Raw genomic sequence first — 19,747 nt, forward strand, 5'->3', positions numbered from 1 at the left:
CGCGGCCAACTCCCCACCCAGCACACCCGGTCAACGACACACCCGACCAAACAGACACGCCACCGACGAACGAACCTGACCAAGCACTACTAGGGGATTGAGGGCGAGGGCCCGGGGGCGCGGTCCCGGCGCGGGCGCGCATACGCTCAGTCCCATGGCAAGACCAGTCGGCACCGTGACGCGCGGCACCACCAACCCCAACCGTCTGCGCCGCATGGACCGCTGGATCGCGGCAACGCACGGCGCCGAACTCCGCCGCGCCCCCACCCCCCTCGCCGTCGACCTCGGCTACGGCGCCGCCCCCTGGACGGCGGTCGAACTCCTCCGGCGACTGCGCGCGGCAGCGCCCCGCACACAGGTGGTCGGCATCGAGATCGACCCGGCGCGGGTCGAGGCGGCGAAACCGTACGCGTGCGAGGGCCTGACCTTCCGGCACGGCGGCTTCGAGGTGCCGGTACCGGGCCGCCCGACCCTCATCCGGGCCGCGAACGTCCTGCGCCAGTACGACGAGGACGAGGTCGCCGCCGTCTGGGAGCGCCTGTGCGCCCGCCTCGAACCGGCCTCGCCCCCTTCCTCGGGAGGCCTGCCCGGCTCCTCAAGCGGTCCGCCCGATTCCGTCGGGTCCTCGGGAGGCCTGGCGGGTTCCTCCGGGGGCCTGCCGGGCTCCTCCGGGGGCCTGCCGGGCTCCTCCGGGGGCCTGCCGGGTTCTTCCGGAGGCCTGCTCGTCGAGGGCACGTGCGACGAGGTCGGGCGCCGGCACGTCTGGGTCGCGCTCGGCCCGGAGGGGCCCCGCACACTCACCTTCGCCACCCGGCTCGGCTCCCTGGACCGTCCCTCCGACCTGGCCGAACGCCTCCCCAAGGCGCTCATCCACCGCAACGTCCCCGGCGAACCGGTGCACGCCTTCCTCCGCGACTTCGACCGCGCCTGGGCCGCCGCGGCGCCGTACGCCTCGTACGGTGCCCGGCAGCGTTGGATCCGCACGGTCCGCGCCCTGAGCGCGGACTGGCCGGTGCGGGACGGGGTGACGCGCTGGCGGCAGGGCGAAGTCACGGTGGCGTGGGAGGCGTTGGCCCCAAGAGGGTGAGCCGCCAGGCCCCAACCCGCGCGACCCCAACCCCTGCCCCGGCCCAACCCGACTCGACCCGACTCAACCAACTCCGACTACACAGAGCGACATTTCCGTGACGCACGGGAACGATCGCCTCGGGCCGTTCGTCACACAGACGGGGACGATGCCACGCGAGTGAGAGCAAGGGGGAAGCAAGGAGGGGGGAACGCGAGGGAGCGGGGAGACGTGAGTCCTTGCCCACCTCTGTCGTATTCCGCGACGCCGTGACACGATCACCCGGGCACCGACAAGTTACTGACGGTTAACCAGTGCTGTTTCTATTGGGGTTGGGGGCAAGGGGCATGGGAGTCGGCAAGCGGAACCTGACCATGGTGGCCGTGGCCGTGGTCTGCGCGGTGACCGTGCTGGGCGCACCGGTCACCGCGTACGCGAGCCAGACGAAACCGAACGAACCGACTCCGACCCCGAGTCCGACGCCCTCGTCCTCGTCGTCGCCCGCCCCGGTCTCGACCCCCGTGACGAACGAGGAGTTGGAGGCCGTACGCACCAAGCTGGAAGGCCTCTACCACGACGCGGCGGTCGCCACGGACGCGTACAACGCGGCCCAGGAGAAGGCCGACAAGCAGTCCGAGGAGATCGTCGATCTGGCTCACGAGGTGGTCGAGGGTCACGCGAAGCTGGACAAGTTGCAGGACCTCATCGGCGCCGCGGCCCGCGCCCAGTACCGCGGCGGCGGCCTCCCGCCCGAGGTGCAGCTGTGGCTGAGCGAGAACCCCCAGGACTTCCTTGAGGGCGCGGACCGTCTGCGGCAGGGCCAGCTCGCGACCAAGGGCCTGCTCGCCGAGATGAACAAGACCCAGCAGGACTTGGAGCAGTACTCGAAGGACGCCTCCGCGCGCTGGGAAAAGCTGGAGGCCAACCGCAAGGCCAAGGAAAAGGCCAAGAAGAAGATCAAGAGGCAGATCGCCGCCGCCCAGGAGCTGGAAGCGCAGCTGGAGGACGACGAGCGGGAGCGGCTGGCCCAGCTGGAGGAGGATGCCGCGCAGCAGTCACAGGCCGCGTGGCTGGACTCCGGCATCCTCGCCGAGATCAACGGCAAGGCGTCCCCGCAGGGCAAGAAGGCCGTGAAGTTCGCGACGGACCAGGTAGGCAAGTGGTACGAGTGGGGCGCCGAGGGCCCCGACACCTACGACTGCTCCGGCCTCACCAGCCAGGCCTGGGCCGCCGCCGGCCTGACCATCCCCCGCACCTCCCAGGAACAGTGGCGCCAGCTCAAGCACATCGACATCCAGGACATGCGCCCCGGCGACCTCATCATCTACAACGCCGACGCCAGCCACGTGGCCATGTACCTGGGCAACGGCTCCGTAGTCCACGCCCCTCGACCCAACCGAAAGGTGACGGTGGCGGGGGCGGGGACGATGCAGATCCTGGGGGTTGTACGGCCGGACGTGTGAGGCGGGGTGCGGGCGGGCCGGGGCGGCACGAGCTGGGTGCTGGGACGGGGCGCGGTCGGGCGGGTGGCCTGGGGGCGCGGGCTTGGACGCGGACCGGGCAGGCGGGGGCAGGCCCGGTGCGTGAGCCGAGGGCTCGGGCCTGAACGCGGACCAGGCAGGCGCGGCCAAGCCGGGCGCGCGAGCCGAGAGCGCGGAACTGGACGCGGAACAGGCAGGCGCGGCCAAACCGGACGCGCGAGCCGAGAGCTCGGAACTGGCAGGCGGGTGCGTGGCCGAGGGCGCGCCCGGCGCGGTCGCACGCGGGCGGGGTCGAAGGGGCGCAGCCCCTGGGGATGGGAAGGGTAAGGGCGGCGGGGGCGAAATCCCCCTGGGCCACCCGGCACAAGCCCCGCAGCCACCCCCGGCCTCCCCTCAGTCCCACCCTGCCCCAGCCCACCCCCGACCTTCCCGGTCCCACCCGGCTCCCAGCCCTCCCCCGGCCTCCTCCCGGTCCTACCCAGCCCCCAACCCTCCCCCGAACTCACCCCACCCCGCCCCATCTCACCCCCAACCCACCCCAAAGACCCCCCACGTGACCCACCCCACGTGACTCTCGCCACCTTCCCCGCCCGGCTCAACCCTCGCCGCGTGACATTCGTCATCCCAGGAGAAAGCCCTGCCATGTCCAAGTGCGGTACAGGATGCGGCATATGACGCAGGCCGATTGCCGCCCGGCGCCCCGTCGACCATTCCGTTGCGGCGGCGCCTGGCGCTAAGGTCCCCGTCGGTGGGTCGGAGTCCCTCGCCCCACCATGCCCTCGGGGGGAGGGAAGGAACCCAAGACGATGCCCGTACCCGTACCGCGGCAGAGAGCGATCCCGGCCGTGGAGAGTGGTCAGGCGCACACCGTGTCCGCACCCAGCGGACCGTCCGGAGAGGGGGCTGCCATGAACGCCCCGGCCCTGGCCCCCACACACAACTCCACAGACCCGCCCGGCTCCCCGGGCCCCACCGGCGCCCACACCACGGCCCCGGCGGGCCCGACCGCGCAGCCCACCGGCCCCACCAACCTCACGGTCCTCCTCATCGAGGACGACCCGGCGGGTTCCCTCAACGTGCCCGAGCTGCTCGACTCCACGGGCAAGCCGATCCGCGTCCGCACCGCCCGCAACCTCACCGAGGCCCAGCGGCTGCTGACCGACGACGTCAACTGCATCCTCCTGGACCTGGCCCTCACACCCCCGGCCCGCCCCACCGACACGGACACCGAAGCGGCAGACCGCCCGGCGGACGAACTCTCCGTCCTCAAGCACGTCCTGGAGCTGGCCCCTCGCCACGCCGTACTGGCCCTCACCGACACCGGCGACACCGAACGCGGCACGGAGGCGGTACGGGTCGGCGCCCAGGACTACCTCTTCCGGGACGAACTGGACGGCCGCCTCCTGAGTCGCGCGATCCGCTACGCGGTGGAGCGAAAGCGGTCGGACACGGCCGAGCGCCGGCTCACCGAGTCCAAGCTGCGGGCCCAGGAGAACGCCCGCCTGGAGCGCGGCCTGCTGCCGACGCCCCTCCTGGAGGGCTCGTCCCTGCGGTTCGCCGCGCGCTACCGGCCGGGCCGTTCCCGCGCCCTGCTGGGCGGAGACTTCTACGACACCGTCCGCACCCCCGACGGCACCGTGCACGTCATGATCGGCGACGTCTGCGGGCACGGCCCGGACGAGGCGGCGCTCGGTGTGGAGCTGCGGATCGCCTGGCGGGCGCTGACGTTCGCGGGGCTGTGCGGCGACGAACTGCTGTCCACGCTCCAGCGCGTCCTGGAGCACGAGCGCGAGAGCGACGAGATCTTCGCGACGCTCTGCACGGTCGACATCGCCCCCGACGGCCGCCGCGCGGGCCTCTGTCTCGCCGGCCACCCGTCCCCGCTGATCGTCCGCCATGGGCGCCGCGGCCGGACCACCCCGCCGGCCCCGGCCGAGCTGCTGCCGTACGACAACGGCGGCCCCGCCCTCGGCCTGATCCCGAACGCCCGCTGGCCGCGCACCCAGATCGAACTGGGCGCCGCCTGGAGTCTGATGCTCTACACCGACGGCCTGATAGAGGGCCGGATCGGCGAGGGCAAGGAGCGGCTGGGCCAGGACGGCATGGTGGAGATGGTCCGCCGCCAGCTCTCCGAGGGCCTGCGCGGCGAGGACCTGCTGCGCGCCGCGGTGAACGAGGTCCGCGACCTCAACGGCGGCGAACTGACCGACGACGTGGCGGTCCTCCTGCTGGACAGAGAGGGCTGACCGAGGCCGGCCAGGTCACCGACCGCCGTTGTACGGCCCGTACGGACCGTCGCTGCTGGAGCCGCCGCGGCGTCCGCCGCCCCCGCCACCACCCGACACCTGCTTGACCGCGGGCCGCACATCCACGATGTACACGATGCTGGCGATGGCGCCGATGATCGGCAAGAACGACAGGAAGTGGAACAGATAGCTCACGATGAGGGCGATCGCGAGGATGACCAGCCAGAACACCTTGGTCTGCTTGTCCGCCGCACGGAACGCGTCCTCACGCCGGAACGCCGCGTCGAACAGCCCGAACGCGGCGAGGGCCATCAGGACGATCTTCAGAAGTCCCAGGAACCCCGCGAAGCCCGTCATCAGCATGCCGCCCACACCACCCGTTCCGTTCGCTCTTCCGACTGCCGGCCGGCTGTCCCGCACCCGTGCCGATACCGGCTCCTACGCGGCCACCGTACCCGTAGAACGGGCCGGCCACCCCAAAGGTGCCCGGCCCGTCTCCGTACCGCGAGGCACCACGCGGCGACCCCGCCGGTACCTCCGAGGCACCGCTCGGGCACCTCTCACTCTGTCGCCGGGTCTTCCGCCGGCTATGTCGCCCACTGTGAAGCGCGCCCTGCCGCTTACTTGGCGGGCGGGGTGGTCTTCTTCGCGGCCGTCGTCTTGCGGGCCGGGGCCTTCTTCGGCGCCGGCTTCTTGGCGGCGGGGGCGGGCGCGGCCTGGGCCTGGGCCGGGACCGGCTTCACGGTGGCCGGCTCGTCCTTGACCTCGACCGGCTGGGACTTCGGCTCGACGGCGATCGCGAGCTCCTCGATCTCCTCCGCGGCCTCGCCACGCCAGGTCTTCACGGCCTGCTCACCGTGCTCGGCGACCTTCTCGTACGTCTCCCGGGCCTTCACCGCGTACTCGGCGGCGACGCCGACACTGCGCAGCGCCAGGTCCTGAGCGGTCTCGCCCAGCTTCTTCAGGTCGGTGTCGAGGGTGCCGATCAGCTCGGTGACCTTGGTCTGAAGGTTCTCCTGGGTCTCCTTGACCCGGGCGGTCGCCTTCTCCTGGACGGCCTTCGGGTCGGTCTGGCGCACGGCGTCGATCCGGGCCGGCGCCTCGGCGCGCAGCTGCTCGACGATGCCGGGGACCTTCTTCGCCTGCTGGAGGGCGAGGTCGGCGGTGCCGGCGGCGAAGTAGAACGGCGTCGGGTCGGTGACGGCCTTGCGGATGTCGTCGGTGATGGCCATGGTGATGGTCCTCCGGTTGCTTTCAGCTGAGGGTTTGTGTCGTTTCGTTTCGTTCCGGTCCGTGCTCGACGGTTCCGTCATCAACTCGCCGTCGGCCGCGGACCGGCATCGTCGCCGTCGGCCGTACGAGAGCCAGGGGCCGGAGCTTCTCCCGAGTCCGCCGCCAGGCCGGCACCGGTGCCGAGGTCAACGTCGACGTCGACGTCACTCTCGATCTCGATCTCGATCTCGAACCCGTTCTCCTTGCGGAAGGACTCGTAGATCTGGAGCAGCACCTGCTTCTGCCGCTCGTTCAGCGTGGGATCGGCGAGGATGACCGCACGTGTCTCCACCTCGTCGCGATCCCGCTCGGCGTCGAGGATGCCGGCCCGCACGTACAGCGTCTCGGCGGAGATCCGCAGCGCCTTGGCGACCTGCTGCAACACCTCCGCGCTCGGCTTGCGCAGCCCGCGCTCGATCTGGCTCAGATACGGATTGGACACCCCGGCGGCATCGGCGAGCTGCCTGAGCGACAGCTGCGCGTTCCGCCGCTGTTCACGCAGGTACTCACCGAGATTGCCGACGTTGAGCGATGCCATGCCTCCACCATGCCCCACCCCCGCTAACTTTTGCAAGCACCTGCTTGCAAAAGTGCGCTAGACCACTGAGACGCGGTCCACGTACCTGGCTGAGGGCGTGGGACGTGTTCTTCTTCCTACGGCCGGGGGTGGCGCTGTCGGCCGTGGCCGTCACCGTCGCCTCCGTCGGCTTCGCCGCGAGCCTGGTTCTGCAGGAACGGCTGATGGCCCTCACCCCCGACGACCTCTCGGGCCAGGCCCTCGGCCTGCACGCCACCGGTATGGGCGCCATGCAGGGTGTCGGCGCCGTCCTCGCGGGCACACTGGCCCAACTGACCTCCCCGGCCACGGCGATGACACTGATGGCGGCCGCGTCGGTGATCGTGACGCTGACTCTCGCGGCGCTGGGACGGTGGGGGCGGGAGGAACGACGACCGGGCGTCCTCGGGTCGGGGCCGGGCGTCGCCGGGGCAGGACCGGGCGTCGCCGGGGCAGGAGCGGGCGTCGCCGGGGCAGGAGCGGGCGTCGCCGGGGCAGGAGCGGGTGTCACCGGGGCAGGACCGGGTGTCACCGGGGCAGGACCGGGCGTCGCCGGGGCGGGACCGGGTGTCCGGTCGGAGCCGTCCCCCACGGAGTAGGGCCCCAGCCCACCTGGACTCCTCCCAGACTCCACCAGAACCCCGTCGTCCCACCCCTGGCTGAAAAGTCAGGGGCGGGTCGGCGGGATCGGGGAGCATGGGGCATGCGATCGGATGACTGGTACCTCACCGAAGACGTCCACGACTTTCACGCCCGAGCTGGGGACTTTCTGCGCTCGCGGCCCGGCCTGCACACCATGCAGCTGACAGTGATCGAGAAGTACCGGGCGAACGGGGTGCCCGCGCACGGCGCCGAAGCGCCTGTATTCGGCCGACTGGAGCGAGAGGGCGAGGTCCACGCCGGCTTCTATCAGCGCGGCCCGGCCGGTCTCCTGAGCCTCACCTCCGTCACCCGGGAGCAGGCCGACGCACTCGCCGACCACCTGGCCGGCGTCGGTCACCCCGTCCCCGGAGTCAGCGGGGACCACGACGCGTCCACCGCTTTCGCCGAGGCCTGGCAGAAGCGCACCGGCGCGGAGCCGATGGTCACCACGCGGCTCCATCTCTACCGCCTCGGCACGCTCACCCCGCCCGAGCCGTTCCCGGAGGGCCGGGGCCGTCTCGTGGGCGAGCGGGACCGGGAGCAACTCATCCGCTTCTGCCGTGAGTTCTGCGTAGACGTCGGTGAACAGGCCTCCATCGACCTGATCGACGCCGGTTCCTGGGACGACTCGCGCTTCGGCGACCGGCACTTCACGTTCTGGGAGACCCTCGACGGCACGCCCGTCTCCATGGCGGCCTCGACCTCGATCGTCGGCGGCATGGTCCGCGTGGACCCCGTCTACACCCCGGCCCATCTCCGGGGCCGTGGCTACGCGGCGGCCGTGACGGTCGAGGCGAGCCGCGCCGCGCTGACCGCGGGCGCGACGGACGTCGTGCTGTTCACCGACCCCGGCAACCCCACCAGCAACGCCCTCTACCAGCGCCTCGGATACGTCCTGCTGACCAACTTCACGGTCTACGCGTTCAAGTCCACGTCGCCCGAAGCCGAGGCCGACTGAGAAGCGGCCCCGCAGCGGAAAGACGGTGGAAAACGATCGTGGGAGCGGCAGACTTGCCCCATGACCTCCGCCGCTTCGGATGCCAAGGCCGACCTCCTCTTCTATCTGCGGTCCGCCCGCGATGCCCTGCTGTGGAAGCTCGATGGGCTGTCGGAGTACGACGCCCGCCGCCCGCTGACGCCGACCGGCACCAACATCCTGGGACTGATGAAGCACGCGGCCGGTGTCGAACTGGGCTATCTCGGCGACACCTTCGGCCGGCCGCACGGCGAGCCGCTGCCCTGGCTCGCCGATGACGCCGAGCCCAACGCCGACATGTGGGCCACCTCCGACGAGTCCCGCGAGTTCATCGTGGGGCTCTACCGCCGGGCCTGGGCGCACGCGGACGCGACCATCGGCGCGCTGGCGCTGGACACCGTCGGCCGGGTGCCGTGGTGGCCCGACGGCAAGGACGAGGTGACGTTGCACCACGCCGTGGTCCGCGTGATCGCCGACACCCACCGGCACGCCGGGCACGCCGACATCCTCCGCGAACTCATCGACGGCACGGTCGGCATGAACGAGGGCAACACGAGCATTCCGTCGAGCGACCCGGCGTGGTGGGAGAACTATCGCGGCCGACTGGAACACGCGGCCAAGGAGGCCGACCGAAAGGCGTGAATCCGGCCGACCGATCGAGAGGTCGTTCCTTTTCCGGCCGAATACGCATTGCCCGACGCCGCTCCCTCCCTATAACGTTGACCGTATGACTGCCGGGTCGGCCTTGAGCCGTGAGCGGATTGGTTGCCCGGCCTCCGAGTGAGGCCGGGGCGGGCCAGGAGCCCGCCTGCTGAAGTTCCGCGCGCCGAACACCGCTCTCTTTCTTTCCTGCCGCGTTGTACCCTCTTCGGTGCACGGCCGGTGTTCCGCCGTGTTCCGCCGGTGTTCCGCCGTGTTCCGCCGGTGTTCCTTTCGCGCGCGTCGAGCCCTCCCACCGCAACGCAACCGACCGCACCGCAACCCACCGCAACGCGCCGCAACGCGCCCACTGCGCTCCACCGCGCATTCCGTCGACGCACATTCCGACGGCCGCCCGCTGTCGCGCGCTGCGGCAATCACCCCTGCCCGAATTCCGCGACCATTCATGTCGCGCGCCACGGAAAGCAGAGAATGCCCAACCCCTTCAATCAGCAAGTCATCGACGAATTCCGCGCCAGTCACGGCGAGGTCGGCGGTTATTTCGAGGGCGCCCGTCTGATCCTCCTGACCACCACCGGCGCCCGTACCGGCACCCGGCACACCACCCCCCTCGGCTACCTCCCCGACGTCGACGGCACGATCCTGGTCATCGCGTCGGCCGGCGGCTCGCCCAAACACCCCGACTGGTACCGGAACATCACGGCCGACCCCCGAGTCACCGTGGAGAGCGGGGCGTTCACCTACGAGGCCGAGGCCGTCGTCCTGGACGGCGAGGAGCGGGAACGGGCGTTCGCGCGGGCGGTCGAGTCCGACCCGGGATGGGCCGAGTACCAGGCGAAGACGGACCGTACGATCCCGGTCGTCGCCCTGCGCGAGCTCCCCGTCGCCGGCCCGCCGAACATCAACGCCGGATCCATGGGCGAGGCCCTCAAGGTCGTCCATGACGCCTTCCGCCGCGAACTCTCCCTGATCAAGAAGGAGTTGACAGCGAGCGGCGGCCGGGCCGGCCTCGGTGCCCAGCTCCGCGTCAACTGCCTCGCCTTCTGCCAGGGCCTCCACAACCACCACACCGGCGAGGACATGGGCCTGTTCCCCTTCCTCGGCGAACAGCACCCCGAGCTGGCCCCGGCCCTCGCCCGCCTCCACGAGGAGCACGAGCGCATCGCCGCCCTCGTCGAGGACCTGCGCCGGGTGGTGACGGACGAGCACGCCGACCCCGTCGCCGTACTCCCCGAGGTGGAGCGCCTCATCGCCGCGCTCGAAGCCCATCTGACGTACGAGGAGGAGCAGTTGATCCCGCTGCTGGACGGCGCGGCGAAGCCCCGGGAGTGGGAGGCGGAACGCGGGAGCGAGCCCGCGGCCTCGTAGGAGAGGCGCGGAACCCCGCGTGATCAACCGGTGAGCGGCGCGCACGAGCCCCCTGGGGGGAGGGAGATCGGGCTCGTGTTCGGCCGCTCACCGGCGCCCGCTCACCGTAGCCACGGGCCCGATCACCGAGGTGGCGGTACGGTCATGACTCCGTCGCCTTCCGGCAACACCTCACCACGCCTCACCTCACCGCACCGCGTCTCACCTCACCGCGCCTGCCCCGTCCCACCCCTCACCACGGCAGCGCCCGCGCATGCACCACGTCCAGCCGTGACACCGCGCGCGTGAGCACGACATATAGCCGGTGCAGCCCCCGCCCCTCCGCCGCCACGATCGCGGCCGGCTCGACGACCACGACATGGTCGTACTCCAGCCCCTTCGCCACCCCGGCCCCCAACACCGCGACCCGCGCGCCGAGTTCGCCCGGACCTCCCGTGGCGACCCCGGCCTCGTCGAGGGCCTTCCGCAGCCGTACGACATCCGGTCCATCGGCTGTGATGACCCCGATCGACCCCTCATGGGCGAGCGCGTCCCGTACGGCGGCCACGGTCTCGGCGACGACACCCTCACCGCCCGCACCACCTGCCCCCTCCGCCTCCCCTTCCTCCTCCCACGCCCTCTCCCCCTCCACCCTCCTGACCCTCAACTCCCCGTCCCGCCGCAGGGACCGGGCGGCGGGCACGTCCACCCCCAGGCGCCCCAGCAACCCGTTCGCCAGCCCGACGACGGCCTGCGGCACCCGGAAGCCGGTGGTGAGGGGGACGACGTGGGCGTCCGGTTTGCCCAGGTGGGCGAGGAGTGCGGGCCAGTCGCGGGCGGCCCATGGGGTCGTGCCCTGGGCCAGGTCGCCCAGGACGGTCACCGAGCCGTAGGCCGCGCGGCGGGCGATCGCGCGGCACTCCATCGGGGAGAGGTCCTGGGCCTCGTCGACGACGACATGGCCGTAGCCGTCGGGGTGGGCGAGGAGCCCGGCGACCTCGTCGAGGAGGACGAGATCGGCGGCCGACCAGCGGGCCGACCGCCAGGTGCGCGGCGGCCTCGCCCAGCCGACGGCCTTCCGCTCGTCCGCGTCGAGCAGCCCCTCCGCCGCGACGGCCAGCGCGTCCGGGTCCCCGAGCAGCCGCGCGACCACCTCCTCCGGCCGGACCTTCGGCCATACGGCGTCGACGTACGCGCCGACCGGCCGCGACCGCGAGATCCGGTACAGCCACGCGTTCGGGCGGGGCCCGGCCCGCCGCTCCGCCTGCTCCTGGAGCAGCCGCACGACCCGCGCCCGGACGCGCTCCCGCCCGATGCCGTAGGGCAGTTCCTCCGCCCGTACGTCCGCCACGATCCGCCGCAGCTCGCCCCCGGACACCCGCCAGCGGTACGAACCCTCCGTCAGGACGAGGGAGTCGAACCGCTCCCCCGGTCTGCCGCCGCCCGCGACCCTGGCGTACAGCGCCCGGCGGAGCACCTCCGCCATCCGGGCGTCGTGCTTCACGGCCGCCGCCCGTTCGTCGTCCTCCGCCGTGACCGGGTGCCGGGCGATCTCGTCCATGACCGTCGACTGGCGTACCCCCGTCTCGCCCAGCGCCGGCAGGACCTCCGCGATGTACGAGAGGAAGGTGCGGTTCGGGCCCAGGATCAGCAGTCCGCCGCGGCGGATGCGCTGGGGGTAGGTGTAGAGGAGGTACGCGGCGCGGTGCAGGCCGACGGCCGTCTTGCCGGTGCCCGGGGCGCCCTGGACACAGACGGAGGTGGTGAGATCGGCCCGTACCAGGTCGTCCTGCTCCGGCTGGATGGTGGCGGCGATGTCCCGCATGGGGCCGAGCCGGGGGCGCTCGATCTCGGCGGCGAGGAGGGTGCCCGGCGCGGCCGCGTCCTGGTCGTCCGGGGCGCCGCCACGGTCCAGATGCTCGTCCTCCATGCCCGTGAGGTCGGCCGAGTCGCCCCGGCTGCCCGGCGCCCACCCGAAGCGGCGCCGGACGGCGACACCCCGGGGATCACGGGAACTCGCCTGGTAGAAGGCGCGCGACACCGGCGCCCGCCAGTCCACGACGAGGGGCGGCACGGCCGGATCCTCACTGACCCGCAACCGCCCGACGTGATAGCTCTGCCCGGCGTGGTCGCTCAGTTCCGTGCGGTCGCTGCCGGCGTGGTCGCTCAGCCCCGTGCGGTCGCTTCCGGCGCGGTCGCTTCCGGCGCGGTCACCTCCCGCATGGCCGCTTCCTGCGTACTCGGCGAAGTCGAGCCGCCCGAAGAACAACGGCCCCTCCGGCAGCTCACGCATCTCCTTGGCGTGGCTGCGCAGCCGGTATCCGAGCACCTCCGCGTCGGCCCCCGAGGCGGAGACGTCCTCACCGACCACGACCTGCTCCCCCGCCCCCTCGACCATGGCGGCGAGGGCGGCGCGGCAGGTGTCGTGGTAGGCGCGCTCATGGGCGAGGGCGTGCCGGAGGGCGGGGTCGGCGACAGGATCGGTGGCAGGTTCGGCGGCAGGTTCGAGAGACGTCATTCCCCCGAGCGTACCGAAATAACGTGACCGAGTTAAATTCTTTACCGTGAATCACGGGTCGGGGAGGCGGTGCCCGCCTCAGGCAACCCCCAGCGGAAGCGCCCCCTCCAGCCGCCCGAACATCCGCTCGGCGGCGACGACGGCGTCCCGCCCGACCTCCTCCACCGGCTCCCCGCGCTCGATCCGCCGCCAGTTCTCCTCCGCGAGCACCCGCCGTACGGCGACGATCTGGCCGGCGGCGACCCGTGCGTCGAGCCCGCCGCCGAGCACCTCGGCGAGCGCGGCCTCGGCCCGCTCCAGATGGCCGTGGGCCCGCGCGACCAGCGACGGAGTCCCGTAGAGCAGTCGGTGGAACGCGAGGACCTGCGGATGGTCGTTCAGCCCGGTCACCGGGTCCCGCCGGGCCAGTCCCGCGAGGAAGTGCGCCCGCACCGCCCCCACCACCGACTCCCCCTCGGCCCGCCCCGCGACCACCCGCGCCGTCTCGTCCTCGTGATCGGCGATCCGGTGCAGGACGAGGTCCTCCTTCGCCGGGAAGTACCGGAAGAGCGTCGGCTTCGAGATCTCCGCCGCCGCGGCGACCTCGGCCACGGACACCGCGTCGAACCCCTTTTCGAGGAACAGCCGGATCGCGATCTCCGAGACGTTCTCGTACATCCGCCGCTTCTTCAGCTCCCGCAGGCCGGTCTCACTCATACGGTCGAGCCTAAGCGCCCTACCGTCCGACCCGGTCGCGATCCCGATCCCGGTCCCGGTCCCGGTCCCGGTCCCGGTCCCGGTCGCGGTCGCGGTCGTGGTCGTGGTCCCGATCCCGGTCACGAACCCGGCCCTGGTCGCGGTCACCGTCCCGTCGCCGCGACCGCGTACGCCCGTCCCGCGCCCGGAGCCACTCCGCGAGCGCGGCCTCGACCGCCGACACGCTGGGCACCTCCTCGACGCCCAGGGGCCGCGCGCCTCTGCTCAGCACGTCCCAGACCGTCCAGCTCGCGGCGCGCAGCGCCTTCCGGTCCACCCGGGGCTGCAGGCACAGGGACTGGGAGGTGCGGATCACGTCGGTGAACACCGACTGCGCCTTCTTGTAGTCGAGAAGCTTCGGCAGATCCTCCCGCCAGCCCCGCGAACTCCCCGGCCGGACGTCCTCGACGAGCGCGCGCCACCGCTCCGTCGCCCGTTGTTCCTGCTCCGCCGGGTAGCGCATCAGATACAGATGCGTGGCCAGGTCGTAGAGCGGATCGCCGAACATGGCGAGCTCCCAGTCGATGGCCCAGAGCCGGCGCTCGTGGTCGACGATGAGGTTCTCACGGTGGAGATCGGCGTGGAGGAGGCAGAAGGGGCGGTCCCGCAGGCCGGCGACATGCTTTCTGAGCTGCTTGAAGGAGTCGGCGTCCAGCTTCAGGGCGGCGAACAGCTTCCCGTACTCCGGGAGGTTGTCGCCGTACACCCGCTCCTCGGTGAAACAGATCAGGCGGTCGAGGAACCCGGCGCTGTCGCTCTCCGACGCGCGGTCCTGCGGCTCGCATCTCCGCTTCACCAGAAGGCTCCGGGGTCTGACGGCGACCAGTTGCCGGAACAGGGCGAGGATCTGCTCGAACTCCTTCTCCGGGACCGCCGTGTCGGACGCGTGCAGCGCCCCGAGCGTGTCTCCCTCGATGAACCGCTGGAGGACGGTGCCCTCGACCTCGATGAGATCGGGAATGTTGTCGATGTGCCCCTGGAGCTCGGTGAGCAGGCGTTCCTCCGAGACGAAGCACCGCCGGTCGAACCACAGCAGGCTCTCGCGCGGCTCACGGCACTTCCAGCGTCCGCCCTCACCGGCCCTGGCCTCGGTCGGCAGCCGAAAGACATAGGTCTCGTGGTGGTAGCCGCTGAGCGGTCCCTCCACCTCGTCCGGGACGGCGCTCATCTCACCGGCGCGGCGCCGCCCCGTGGAATCCGATTCAGCTGGCATTGCCCGTTCTCTCGCCGTGGTCGCACCAGAGGTGAAATCAAGGAAGTGGAGGCACGTTACTCCTCCGTGGGCGAGCATCGTGCCAGAAGCGATTCATTCGCTGGTGGCGGTCCACTGGTTGAACGCACAGCCCCCTCGACCCGTACATACACGCGCCGAGCGACCGTTCGAAGGTCCCCGTCGAAGGTCCCCGTCGAAGGCCCTTGTCGAAGGCCCTTGTCGATGGTTCAGGCCGGGTCCTGAAGGGGCCCGCGCAGCACGTCCAGGACGGGCTTCAGGGAGTTCACGGTGTGCGGGAGAGGGACACCCGCGTCCTGGAGGGCCCTGAGTTTGTGGTCGGTACGCGCGTAGCCCAGGAAGGGCACACCGGCTTCGCGGGCCGCCTCGAAGTCGGTGGGGGCGTCGCCGAGCATCAGGGCGCGGGCGGGATCGGCGCCCATCGCGTTGAGGGCCTGGCGCAGGATGTGGGGGTGCGGCTTCATCAGGTCGAGGTCTCGGGTGCGGCCGTATATGTAGGGGAAGCAGTCGGTGAGGCCGCGGGTCTCGATGTAACGGGCCGCCGCGAGCGCCGAGTTGTTGGTCGTGACGGCGAATCTGGCCCGCTGTGACCAGGTCCGGATGAGCGGGTCGGCCCATTCGGTGGGGTACGCCTTCGGGGCGGCGGTCAGCTCCTGCTGGGTGAGCCACTTCTCCAGGTCGATGATCAGATCGCTGCTCGGGTGACGACTGCCCAGGCCCAGCAGGACGACCTGGGGATCGGCCGTACTCCGTTCCCGCTCCGTCAGCAGACCGCCCAGCCCGCGTCGGTCGATCAACTTGACCAGGTCTCGGGCCACTTGGTGCGCGGGATGCCCGGAAAACAGTCGACAGATCGGCCCGTCCAGGTCCCACAGCACGAAGCGGACGGGCGTGATCAGCTCTCGAAGGGACTCTGTCTCTACTGTCACCGGTTCAGTCTGCGCCGTATCAGGAGTCACTAGGAGAGTGTCAGGTCCGTGGTGATGGTTTCCCAGAGGGCGTTGAACCATTGCTGGGACTGATCCACGAAGGCGGCGTCGCGAGGGCCGCTCTCCTTCTCGAAGGAGAAGAGGAGGGACTGGGTGCCGAAGGCGTCGTACATCTCCAGCGGGCCGTCCGCCATCTGCTCCTCGCGCTTCATCAGCATGTAGTAGGCGATCAGCGCCTCCTGGCCGTTGAGGAGGTACAGCTTGACCGGCGGGGTGAAGGGGAGGGCGCGGAAGGTCACCCGGACGTCGAGCTGGTGGGAGGTGCGCAGGGCCAGGAGGTTGTGGCGCAGGACGCGGATCTGGGCGTTGCGCTGGTCGAGCCAGCGCTTGTGGACCGGGTCCTCCTCGTCGTCCTCGCCGCGCCCCTCCACCGGCACCGGGAACGCCAGGTTGATCTTCCGGGAGGGGAGCAGGATGCGTACGTCGATGGACTCGGGGCGGATCGTTCCCTCATGGATACGGCGGACCGGCTCACCGAGGGCCAGCATCAGGGTCTCGGCGGTGAGGCAGGCCGCGTCGACGCGGACGTGGGGTGCGGAGAAGGCCTCGGCGAGGCGGGGGCCGAGGCCCACCATCGTCGGCTGCGGCTGTTCGTCCCGGGGGGCGTGGACGGCCTCGGCGACCCGGGGCGGGCTGCCCTTGCTCACGTTGCTCAGCAGCCCGTCGTCCTGGAGGGCGCGCAGCGCCTGACGGACCGTGCCGCGCTCCACGCCGAACTCCTCCGCCAGTTCGGCCTGGGTGGGCAGGCGCGCGCCCGGCCTGAGGTCGCCGCCGCGGATGCGGTCCCGCAGGGTGGCGGCGATCTCCTGGGCCGAGAGCTTTCTGCTGCCGTTCACTGCAACGTTCTCCTGGGTCACGACCAAACGCTACAACTCTCACCCATCTTTGGGGAGTTCACGGGAAGGTGGTTATGAACATAGACCAAGTGGGAACCATTTAAACAAAGTTGGTTGCCAACTTGCTCAAGTTGGCGAAAGTTCCACCCCGCCCCGGCCCTCCGGCCGCCCCAGCCCCTCGGAGGAGGTACCACCATGCCCGCTGCCATCGCCCTCGTCTCCGCCCTCGCCGTCGTCGTCTTCCAGAGATTCGTCGAGTGGCGCTTCGGCACCATGGGAATCGTCGGCCTGCTGTTCCTCACGATCGGCCTGAAGGCGAACAACCACACGTGCAGCTCGATCGGCGCGGTCATCCTCGCGCTGATGTTCGCCGGGCCCGCGATGTGACGACCGTCAGGACAGCCGTCAGGACAGCCGTCAGAACTGCCGCCGGAACTGCTGCCGGAACTGCTGCCGGAACGGTCGATCAGGACGGCTGTCAGCTGGTGAGCAGCAGGTCGGAGCTGATGGTCTCCCACAGCGCGTTGAACCAGAGGCCGGACTGCTCGACGAAGCTGGTGTCCCGAGGCGCGCCCACCGCGCTCCGCTCGAACGCGAACAGCGTGGACTGGGTGCCCTCGGCGTCGTACATCTCCAGCTGCTCACTGTCCACCTCGGCCTCCTTCCGCTGGACCGTGTAGTACGCGAACAGCGCCTCGCGGCCGTTGAGGAGGTACAGCTTCACGGGCGGGGTGAAGGGCAGCGCGCGGAAGGAGACATGGACGTCGATGCCGTGCGTGGACCGCAACGCCAGCAGGTTGTGCTTCAGGACCTGCCCCTGGGCGTTGCGCTGGACGAGCCAACGGCGCTGCAGCCGGCCGTCGACCGAGGCGTCGACCGGAGCCGGGAAGGCGAGCGGGATGTCACGGCTGGGCAGCATCACCCGGACGTCGACCCTGGCCGGATTTATGCGCCCCGCGTGAATCTCGCGCAACGGCTCACCCACGGCGAGCGTGAGGGACACGGACGTCAGACAGAGGGCGTCGATCTTCACATGCGGGGCCGCGAAGGCTGCGGATATGCGAGGGGCAAGCTCCACCATCGTGGGCCGTGGCGCCGCTCCCGGACCACCGGCCGCCGCCGCTCCCACGCGTGCGGCGACAGTCGCCGGACTGCCCTTGGAAACATTGGTGAGCAGGTGCTCCGACTGCAGGATGCGCAAGGCCTGCCGTACGGCCCCGCGCTCCACGCCGAACTCGTCGGCCAGCTTCGCCTGCGTGGGCATGCGCTGCCCCGGTCGCAGCTCGCCGGACCTGATCCGGCCGCGCAACACGTCGGCCACCTCGTGATGTGACCGCTGGGGCCCCTGTGACGACTTCCGCCCATCGACGGTCGTGCGTTCCCGCTCCACGCACAAACACTACAACTTCTCGCCATCTTTGGGCAGTTCGTGGGAAGGTGGTTATCGGACGACTCCAAGCGGAGATAAGTAAGGAAGAGTTGGTCACCAACTTTCGCAACATGGTCAAACTTTCAGCTGGTTGGTGACACTGGCAACTGCCGGACAACTGCCCCACAGACCGACCGTTCGACCTCCCTTCCGGAGGGGAGCCGGGAGTTCGACCGGTCCGCACAGTCACAACTGAATGGTTCAGCCACAACTGAATGCGCAGCCACAACCACAACTGAACAGCTACGGATATCCGCACCCACACCGAGAAAGGTCAGAAGACGTCCGGGCACCAAGGGCGCCTGGACGTCCGCAGCAGGGCGTCGGCCATCGAGGCGGCGCCCTTCCGCTGTTCCCGCACCCGGCCGAGCGCGGCGAGCCGTACGGCCGACTCGTCGCCCAGCCACAGCGCCGCCAGGTCCGCGGCCTCCAGCACGAGGTCCCCGTCGTCGCCCGTCGGCACACAACTCGCCCCGTCCGGGCCGGCGTCCAGCCGGTAGCGCCCGTCCGCGAAGCCGTCGCGGTCCACGATCTCCAGCACCAGCGTCCCGGTCCCCGCGTACGTCCGCGCCTCCAGCGCCCGTACGACGTCCAGGATCCGCACCCACAGCCAGTCCGCCTGGGTGGTGACGCTCACGGCGCGCGGGTCGGGGAAGAAGTGCGGGAGGAGGTCGTCGGGGGCCCGCCAGCCCGACTTGACCTTGGTGATCCAGTCGATCGAGCAGAGGTAGTGCCACAGGGCGCGCTCGGCGGCCGGGGTCGTCGCGATCAGCCAGTTGACGTCGGCCGTGTTCTGCGGCTGCTTCATCTGCCAGGTGTCGTCCGCCTCGTACGAGACCAGGCCCTCGACCTCACCGGCCGCCGAGCGGTACACCGCGTAGAACGGCTCGGTCCAGGAGCCGTAGAGCCGCAGGTCGCCCGTGTTGACCCGCCACCAGCGCTCGTCGCGGCTCACCGCGCCGGGTTGCGCGGCGCGCAGGCGGTCGTGGAGGGCGGGGCCGAGGGCGCGTACGGCCGCGCCGTCGACGAGGTCGACCCGGCCGCCGTCCGCCGGGCCGGACCAGCGGGGGTCCAGGCCGGTGCGGGGTACGTCGACGGTCCACTCGGTGGTCCAGGTGGCGGGGCCGAAGCCGTAGCGGCCGTAGATGGGGTACTCGGCGGCGATCAGGGTGGCGACGACGTCGCCCCGGTCCTTCGCGGCGGCGAGGTCGTGGGCCATCATCCGGGTGAGGAGGCCCCGGCGGCGGTGGGTGGGGCTGACCGTGACGTTCGAGATGGCGTCGGCGGGGACGGTGCGGCCGCCGACGACGGTCAGTTCCTGGGGGAACGAGCGGAAGGTCGCCACGGGCTGGGGGGCGGGGGCGGTGGGGTCGAACGCGGCGAGGGTGCGGGGTGGGTCCAGGTGGGTGGTGCGGTCCTTGAGTTCCTGGGGGGTCAGGGTTTCCGGGGCGCGGAGGAAGCCGGTGTTCAGGGCGGTGAGCCAGGCCGGGAACTCTTCCTCGGTGACGGGGCGTACGGCTATGTCGTCGTGGGCGTGGGAGGGGCTCATGGGTTCACGCTAGGGGCGTGTCCGGCGGTGTGTCTCGGGGATTTTCCCGCCCCCTCCGCCCCTACCCGTCCCATCCCCCCAGGGGCTGCGCCCCTTCGACCCCCAAGGCGCGCCTCCGGTGGGGGCTGGTCGCGCAGTTCCCCGCGCCCCTGAAAAAGCAGGGGCTGCGCCCCGTGCTTTTTCAACGGCCCGCAGGGGCCGTTGCCTTCAGGGG

General features: G+C 71.1%; 17 protein-coding genes and 1 pseudogene. 8 read left to right on the plus strand and 10 right to left on the minus strand.

Going from position 1 to position 19,747, the window contains the following annotated elements:
* Positions 1-154: 154 nt before the first annotated feature.
* From ABT147_RS45570 to ABT147_RS45580, 3 genes are all read left to right on the plus strand, one after another.
* Positions 155-1,087: a class I SAM-dependent methyltransferase gene (locus ABT147_RS45570; RefSeq protein ID WP_351418096.1), complete on the plus strand. Its 933-nt coding sequence runs from the start codon at positions 155-157 to the stop codon at positions 1,085-1,087.
* 326 nt (positions 1,088-1,413) lie between these two features.
* Positions 1,414-2,529, plus strand: coding sequence for a C40 family peptidase (locus tag ABT147_RS45575; RefSeq protein WP_351418099.1), 1,116 nt, complete (start codon positions 1,414-1,416; stop codon positions 2,527-2,529).
* A gap of 926 nt (positions 2,530-3,455) precedes the next feature.
* Positions 3,456-4,793, plus strand: a complete 1,338-nt coding sequence (locus ABT147_RS45580) for a PP2C family protein-serine/threonine phosphatase (RefSeq protein ID WP_351418100.1) — start codon at positions 3,456-3,458, stop codon at positions 4,791-4,793.
* A 15-nt stretch (positions 4,794-4,808) separates the two neighbouring features.
* On the opposite strand, the gene ABT147_RS45585 is transcribed toward ABT147_RS45580, so the two are convergent.
* The 3 genes from ABT147_RS45585 to ABT147_RS45595 form a co-directional block, all read right to left on the minus strand.
* Positions 4,809-5,156, minus strand: a complete 348-nt coding sequence (locus ABT147_RS45585; RefSeq protein WP_351418102.1) for a DUF2516 family protein — start codon at positions 5,154-5,156, stop codon at positions 4,809-4,811.
* Positions 5,157-5,413: 257 nt separating this feature from the next.
* A complete protein-coding gene (locus ABT147_RS45590; protein ID WP_351418104.1) occupies positions 5,414-6,025 on the minus strand; it encodes a hypothetical protein in 612 nt (203 codons plus the stop codon).
* An 80-nt stretch (positions 6,026-6,105) separates the two neighbouring features.
* Positions 6,106-6,603 (minus strand): helix-turn-helix domain-containing protein, encoded by a 498-nt coding sequence (locus ABT147_RS45595; RefSeq protein WP_351418107.1) that lies wholly within the window; start codon positions 6,601-6,603, stop codon positions 6,106-6,108.
* Between the two features lie 80 nt (positions 6,604-6,683).
* Here ABT147_RS45595 and ABT147_RS45600 point away from each other — a divergent pair.
* From ABT147_RS45600 to ABT147_RS45615, 4 genes and pseudogenes are all read left to right on the plus strand, one after another.
* Positions 6,684-7,043, plus strand: a pseudogene (locus ABT147_RS45600) (MFS transporter); the annotation flags it as partial.
* Between the two features lie 281 nt (positions 7,044-7,324).
* Entirely contained in the window at positions 7,325-8,221 is an 897-nt protein-coding gene (locus tag ABT147_RS45605; RefSeq protein WP_351418109.1) for a GNAT family N-acetyltransferase, read from the plus strand.
* A gap of 60 nt (positions 8,222-8,281) precedes the next feature.
* Positions 8,282-8,881, plus strand: coding sequence for a DinB family protein (locus ABT147_RS45610; protein WP_351418111.1), 600 nt, complete (start codon positions 8,282-8,284; stop codon positions 8,879-8,881).
* A gap of 489 nt (positions 8,882-9,370) precedes the next feature.
* The gene (locus ABT147_RS45615; RefSeq protein WP_351418113.1) at positions 9,371-10,267 is read left to right on the plus strand and encodes a nitroreductase/quinone reductase family protein; all 897 of its coding nucleotides are present in this window, start codon (positions 9,371-9,373) and stop codon (positions 10,265-10,267) included.
* A 232-nt stretch (positions 10,268-10,499) separates the two neighbouring features.
* Here ABT147_RS45615 and ABT147_RS45620 read toward each other — a convergent pair whose 3' ends face one another.
* The 5 genes from ABT147_RS45620 to ABT147_RS45640 all read right to left on the minus strand — a co-directional run bounded on the left by ABT147_RS45620 (position 10,500) and on the right by ABT147_RS45640 (position 16,555).
* Positions 10,500-12,764, minus strand: coding sequence for a HelD family protein (locus ABT147_RS45620; RefSeq protein ID WP_351418115.1), 2,265 nt, complete (start codon positions 12,762-12,764; stop codon positions 10,500-10,502).
* A gap of 78 nt (positions 12,765-12,842) precedes the next feature.
* A complete protein-coding gene (locus tag ABT147_RS45625) occupies positions 12,843-13,460 on the minus strand; it encodes a TetR family transcriptional regulator (RefSeq protein WP_351418117.1) in 618 nt (205 codons plus the stop codon).
* 19 nt (positions 13,461-13,479) lie between these two features.
* On the minus strand, positions 13,480-14,712 hold the full coding sequence (locus ABT147_RS45630; protein ID WP_351418120.1) for a phosphotransferase: 1,233 nt from the start codon (positions 14,710-14,712) through the stop codon (positions 13,480-13,482).
* Positions 14,713-14,939: 227 nt separating this feature from the next.
* Positions 14,940-15,659 carry an HAD family hydrolase gene (locus ABT147_RS45635; protein ID WP_351418122.1) on the minus strand — a complete coding sequence of 240 codons (720 nt, stop codon included), beginning with the start codon at positions 15,657-15,659 and terminating at the stop codon, positions 14,940-14,942.
* 29 nt (positions 15,660-15,688) lie between these two features.
* Positions 15,689-16,555: a GntR family transcriptional regulator gene (locus ABT147_RS45640; protein ID WP_351418124.1), complete on the minus strand. Its 867-nt coding sequence runs from the start codon at positions 16,553-16,555 to the stop codon at positions 15,689-15,691.
* A 195-nt stretch (positions 16,556-16,750) separates the two neighbouring features.
* Between ABT147_RS45640 and ABT147_RS45645 the strand changes: the two genes are divergently transcribed.
* Positions 16,751-16,942, plus strand: coding sequence for a hypothetical protein (locus ABT147_RS45645; protein ID WP_351418126.1), 192 nt, complete (start codon positions 16,751-16,753; stop codon positions 16,940-16,942).
* Positions 16,943-17,033: 91 nt separating this feature from the next.
* On the opposite strand, the gene ABT147_RS45650 is transcribed toward ABT147_RS45645, so the two are convergent.
* Positions 17,034-17,876 carry a winged helix-turn-helix domain-containing protein gene (locus tag ABT147_RS45650; protein ID WP_351418128.1) on the minus strand — a complete coding sequence of 281 codons (843 nt, stop codon included), beginning with the start codon at positions 17,874-17,876 and terminating at the stop codon, positions 17,034-17,036.
* A 382-nt stretch (positions 17,877-18,258) separates the two neighbouring features.
* A complete protein-coding gene (locus tag ABT147_RS45655; RefSeq protein ID WP_351418130.1) occupies positions 18,259-19,533 on the minus strand; it encodes a GNAT family N-acetyltransferase in 1,275 nt (424 codons plus the stop codon).
* Between the last annotated feature and the right edge of the window lie 214 nt (positions 19,534-19,747).

Origin of the sequence: Streptomyces sp. NPDC001868 (assembly GCF_040297125.1) — a bacterium.
In the GTDB taxonomy this organism is placed as follows: Bacteria; Actinomycetota; Actinomycetes; order Streptomycetales; family Streptomycetaceae; genus Streptomyces.